This window comes from Streptomyces sp. NPDC020490 (genome assembly GCF_044335305.1).
Classification (GTDB): Bacteria; Actinomycetota; Actinomycetes; order Streptomycetales; family Streptomycetaceae; genus Streptomyces.
Window position 1 is genome coordinate 138,180 of the sequence record NZ_JBIRUY010000023.1, and the last position, 5,874, is coordinate 144,053.

3 protein-coding genes and 1 pseudogene are annotated in these 5,874 nt (G+C 61.8%); 3 read left to right on the forward strand and 1 reads right to left on the reverse strand.

Annotated features, from left to right (window positions below; genetic code table 11):
- Positions 1–379 precede the first annotated feature (379 nt).
- From ACH4ZX_RS23855 to ACH4ZX_RS23865, 3 genes are all read left to right on the forward strand, one after another.
- Entirely contained in the window at positions 380–847 is a 468-nt protein-coding gene (locus tag ACH4ZX_RS23855) for a transposase (protein ID WP_398276163.1), read from the forward strand.
- Between the two features lie 112 nt (positions 848–959).
- Complete coding sequence (locus tag ACH4ZX_RS23860; RefSeq protein ID WP_398276147.1) at positions 960–2,090, forward strand: ISAs1 family transposase; 1,131 nt, start codon at positions 960–962, stop codon at positions 2,088–2,090.
- Positions 2,091–2,572: 482 nt separating this feature from the next.
- A complete protein-coding gene (locus ACH4ZX_RS23865; RefSeq protein ID WP_398276150.1) occupies positions 2,573–5,260 on the forward strand; it encodes a LuxR C-terminal-related transcriptional regulator in 2,688 nt (895 codons plus the stop codon).
- Between the two features lie 65 nt (positions 5,261–5,325).
- On the opposite strand, the pseudogene ACH4ZX_RS23870 reads toward ACH4ZX_RS23865, so the two are convergent.
- A pseudogene (locus ACH4ZX_RS23870) lies at positions 5,326–5,562 on the reverse strand (transposase family protein); the annotation flags it as partial.
- Positions 5,563–5,874: the final 312 nt, after the last annotated feature.

The following is a 5,874-nucleotide window of genomic DNA, read 5'->3' on the forward strand; positions in this document are numbered from 1 at the left end:
TCGGCGTGGTTGGTGCTCAGACCGTCCTCGGCCAGCGCGACCTCCGCGTGGTTGGTGCTCAGACCGTCCTCGGTGATGTAGCTCATCTGCGTCTCCTTGAACTCGGATGCTGCGTACTGTCGGAGCAGGCCCCGATCTGCAGACATACTGGCCAGTAACGGAGACTTAGTTCCTGAGTAAGCGATAACCATCCAGTCACTCCCACTTCGGCCTGCGGATCGGCGCTCGCTTCAGCCGAGTGGAGCCCCGGCGCCGAATGGAGGACCGCGTAAACGCGCTGCTGGACCCGGTAGGCCGGAAGAACAGACGGGTGCGCCACGAGGTGCATCACGACGCGCTCGCCGAGGCATGCCACGGCCCGCTCGACCACACGGCCCTGATGCGCCGGGGCGCCTCCGAGTCGGGGATCGTCGTGCTCGTCGACGACACCGGCTTCGTCAAGAAGGGCACCGTCTCCGCCAGCGTCCAGCGCCACTCGGCCACCGTCGGACGGACGGAGAACTGCCAGCTCGGCGTCTTCACCACCTACCCGACCGGTCGCGGCCACGCCCTGGTCGACCAGGAGCCCTGCCCGCTCAAGTCCTGTACCGACAACCAGGAGCCTGCCGGCCGCCCGGGTTCCCGGCGACCACGCCTTCGCGACCAAGAGCGAGCCGGCCCGGGAAGTGTTCACAGGCGCCCTGGCCTCGTCTCTGCCCATCGCCCGGGTCACGGCGGACCTCGTGAACCTCATCCAGGGCGGCGTCGTTCAGGCGGTGTATCCGGGTTGATGCGGCTTCAGGAGCTGGGGCAGGACCGCGGGGTGGTCGCCGGGGGCTGGCGCGGAGGCAGGCACGACTTCCGGTGATCATGAGGTGTCGAGTCCCTGATCACCACGACGGAAGACCGTGCCTGCCCGCTCGTCCTCGCTCGTCCCGGGCCCTTTGGGCCAACTCACCGACGCCGCACCGACCACCCCGATGACCTCCGCGGCCTGCCGACCCGCCTGGCCAGGGTTCCCGATCCTCGGCGGGACCAGGGCCGACGCCACCCGCTCACCTTCGTCCTGTCCCAGGGCTGCGTGCGCGGTCCTGGCCGGAGCGAAGTCCCTGGCTGCGATCGCAGAGTGGGCCGCCGACGCCCCGCCGCACGTCCTGGCCCGGCCCGGTGGCCCGTGCCGGGAGCCGGACCGCGGCCCCGTCGCCCCGGCCGAAGCCACCGTGCGTCGTATCCTCCAGCGCATCGACGGCGACGCACCGGACACGGCCGTCGGAAGCCGGCTCGCCGGGCGCGAACACGCCGCCGGCCAGGAAGACGACGACAGCGACCGGCCCCTGCCCTCCCCCGCCGTGGACGGCAAGACCGTGCGCGGTGCCCGCCGCACCGACGGCAAGGTCCACCCGCCCGCCGCGACGACGGGGACCGGACTGGTCACCGCCCAGCGTGAGGTGGACGGCAAGACCGACCAGATCACCGTCTCCCAGCCCCTGCCAGCCCCGCTCGACCTGCACGGCACGGCGATCACCTTCGACGCCCTCCACTCGCGGACCGCCCACGCGCGCTTCCTCGTCGAGGACAAGCACGCCCACCACATCGCGCTGATCAAGGGCAACCAGCCCACCCTGCACCGACGGCTGAAGGCACTGCCCCGGCGGGAAGTGCCACTCCTGGACAAGACACGGGCCACCGCCCACGGCCGCGACGAGATCCGCCGGATCAAGGCCGCCGACGTCACCGGGATCGCGTTCCCACACCCGGTGCAGGCCGTCCAGATCGTGCGCCGCCGACGGATCGTCACCACTGGCGAGGTCACCCCGGAACGCGTCTACGGGGTGACCGACCTGACCACGGAACAGGCCGATGCAACCGAGATCGCCCGCCGCGTCCGCGACCACCGGGGCATCGAGAACAAGATCCACCACGTCAGAAACACCACGTACGCCGAGGACGACTCCCACGTGCGCACCGGCACCGCTCCACGCGCCATGGCATCCCCGCGCAACCTGGCCATCGGCGCTCTCCGTCTCACCGGCCGGACGAACATCGCCGCTGGACTCCGCCACCACACCCGCGACGCCAACCGTCCGCTGACCACCCTCTGCATCACGTGATCAACCCGGACACCTCACCTGAACGACGCAGCCCTGGGGACCTCACCCCGGCCGAGATCCGTCGCCTGCCGGCGACTGGACGCCGTCGCCGTCCTCCCGATCGCGGCCATTCCATGAGATGGTCACGGTGGCGGCGTCGCCATCAGGCGCACGCGCGCCGATGTCACTACACGCGGCGCGGCCGTCCGTTGGTGGGACGGGGCGGCGAAGACCGCCCCACCCACACCGCAGCCCCGCTACGCTCCCCGTCACCAGACCCTTCATCAGGGCAAATGGAGAACTCTCACTGGAGGTCTGCTACCAATGCCGTGTAGTTAGTAGGACTCGCAGATCATTGAGCCTTTTCAGCGTGGCCACTGATACTTACTGCTGCAACCGGTCGAGTTCGAACAGCGACTGATCGCATCACGCACTCTGTCACTGGCCGCATGAAACCTCGTGTCCACTCCCGGGGATCAATCTAGTCAGCAAGGCGACTATCATTGAATACACGAAATAGCATTTCAAGGTGGCCACTAGTCGGCCGCAGCGAGGAAATTAAAGAGTTTGAAAACTCTTGCCTGAAAAAGCACAATCAAGGAATATTGGTGTCTGGAGCGGCTGGAGTCGGCAAGTCCCGACTTGCCGCCGAGTTTCTTGGAATGTTGTCCATAAAAGGCTGGAAAACATATCGGGCAACAGCCTCTGAAGCGGCAGCAAAAATCCCACTGGGGGCTGTTGCGCACCTTATTCCAAGAAGCATAGATCTCTCGAATCCCGACAGGGGGTTCACTGCGGCCATTCACGCCCTCGTCGCAAGGTCCGGGAATCGCAAAAGTGCGATTCTGGTAGACGACATGCAGCTCTTGGACGCATCTTCTGCTCTGTTTATATCCAGACTACTGGATGCCGATGCGGTGCGAGTTATAGGGACTTTCTGCACTGGATCCTCGCTAAGCGATTCGGTGCAGTCTATAGTCGATAACCCTAATTTGCACAGACTCCACCTGGGAGAGCTTAGCCAGCAGCAAACAGAAAAAGTGTTGCAGGCTGCACTGGGCGCGCCTGTCAGTCGCCATACGGTGGCAGACTTGTTTGCGGCATCCGGCGGCAACATTTTTTACTTGCGGGAGCTAGTCTTGGGCAGCCTTGCAAGCTATACGCTTGTGCCCGGAGAGGGAATATGGGAATTGGTGAGCGACAAGTCAAGGGGAACTCCTAGGCTTGCCGAGCTCATCGACTCCAGAATATCTCAGGCGGGGCCTGAGAGTAAAACCGCGCTTGAGCTCTTGGCGCTATGTGAACCTGTTCCCCTTGCGGATTTCGAGGAGGCGGCATCAACTGAGGAGATAATGCAATTGGAAAGACTCGGGATTGTCAATATAGCAAGTGAAAGGCGCCGGTCGCTTGTGACGCTTGCTCATCCTCTCTACGGGAAAGTAATAAAATGTCGCATGACGAATTTGCGGCGCAGGAGTCTTTTGCTTGAACAGGCTGGCAGAATAGAGAGGCGCGGCGCCCGGCGTAGGGAGGACACGCTACGGATCGCCACTTGGCAACTGGCTGCAACGGGTACAGCTGACCCTGAGATGCTCTATCAAGCGGCTGGCTTGGCGCGTCATGCTCACGATTTCAAGCAAGTGGTTAACCTACTGGAAGCGCTTCCGGAAAATAGTAAAACAGTACGTGCGCTCCTCCTGCTCGCAGATTCTTTGTTTCTACTTGGTGATGCGAGCAGAGCGGAAAGTGTGCTTGCTGAGGCAGATGCCTTGGCGGAAAGCGAAACCGAGAAGCTGGACGTCACCCTTCTGAGGACGTGGAGCCTTTTTTGGATTGGAAGGACCGACGACGCACTTTCGGCCAATCGGGCGGCGCTGCAAGCTACATCTGGACCGAGTGAACGCCAAGTCCTGCGCATCATTGAAGGATGTATACGGAGCATATCAGGAACCCCGCTCAGAGCATGCGAGATTTTTGAGGAGTTGGACGCTGATCCTTCCAGACTCCCGAAGTTTAGTGTTTGGACAATGGGCACTATGCTGAAGTCTGCTGCTCTAACTCTAGTGGGCCGCACCTCTGAGGCAAGGCAGTTGTCCGAGCGAGCGTATGAGTTGAGCCTCAACTCCACGGAGTTGGCGCTAACAACCCACCCCGTAGGGCATCTAATATGTCTAGCTTATGCACTTTCGGAAGAAGGTCGCATTGCAGAGGCGAGACAGACATGCCAAGACGCTTGGGCAACTCTGGATAAGATCCAAGATCACGTTTCATGGATCTGGCTTTCATATATCAGCGCCCGGTCTGAGTGGCTTGCCGGTCGTCCGAAATCGGCTCGACGCTGGTTCCTCGAATGCATAGCAAAATCAAAATCTAGTGGGAACCATCGCGCACTAAGGCTAGCAATGTCCGGCCTGTCAGCTTGCGCATCAATACTAGGTGATGTCGAAACAGCGAGGTCGATTGAGAATGAACTGCGCACTATCGGCATGTCAGAGCTTCGTGCAGGCGAAGACAGGCTAGGGGAAGCCTGGCTACTCGCGGCATCCGGAAAAATGATGCAGGCCCAAGCAGTACTTCTTGAGGCCGCGTTCAGGGCGCGGAAGTCAGGCGAAGTAGTTTCGGAAGCATTGCTGCTTACAGATGCAGCGCGGATGGGTGCAGGAGATGTCGCGGAGCGGCTAGGCGAGATAGCTGATCACTGTGACGGGCCGCTTGCACGCGCGCGGGTTAAATTTGCGGAGGGCATAGCCTCAAATAATCCAGATGAGTTGTTTTGTGCAGCTGAGGAACTTAGTGACCTCGACGCTACACTGCTGGCGGCAGAAGCCTTTTCTGCTGCCTCATCTGCCTGGGGAAAAGCGGGGCTTGAACTTCGAGCAAAAGAAGCAAATCGTCGGGCAAAGGCGCATGCAAGAGAATGCGAAGGTGCTCGCACTCCGCTTCTCGCCACGACGCAAGCTACGGCTCATCTAACGGCACGAGAGCGTGAAATTTCTTTTCTGGCGGCCGCAGGAGAGTCCAGCAAAAACATAGCCGCACATCTTGGTGTTTCCGTGCGGACTGTCGAAAATCATCTTCAGCGCACATACATAAAGCTTGGCGTGACGGGCAGAAAAGGGCTTTTTGCTGCGCTGACCATGTACAGTGATGTTGAACTTAAGGATAAAGGCCCCAGGCACCAGAGTTCGTAATAATGTCGCAAGCATGGTGTCGTGCGGACGCGTGCGACATGCTGGTTGACCAGCATCGTTGTCTCTCATCCGGTCAGCGTGAGGTTGTGCAGACGGGCGATGCCGAGCATGGCGTAGTGAAGGCCGTCGCCCTTCAGACGGCAGTCGCGGAGGATCTTCCAGGTCTTCATGCGGGCGAAGGCGTGCTCGACGCGGGCGCGGACCTTGCGGTGCAAGCTGTTGTGCTCTTCTTTCCAGGCCGGGAGTTCGCTCTGGCCGCGTTCGCGGCGGTGTGGGATGACCAGACCGGTGCCGCGGTAGCCCTGGGAGCCGCCGAACAATAACTTCTCGATCTTGCTGAGGGTTACGGGGATGTGAGGTCGTGTCCGGCGATAGCGGCGAGTTGTCCGGCTGTAGTCACGGTGAGGGGTCCGGCGGGAACTGTGTGGCCGAGAGCGGCGAGGACGGGTGCGGTTTCCCGGAGGGTTGTGCCGATCCTGTTCTTGGACAGGCCGGTCACTTCGGCGAGGGGTGCCTGTGCAGGGTCCCGGCAAAGTCGTTCAGTAGCCCTGTGACGTGGGATTTTGCGGGGCGGAAGAGGTGCGCGGGCGTGGTCCGGTCCGGTTGGATGGAGG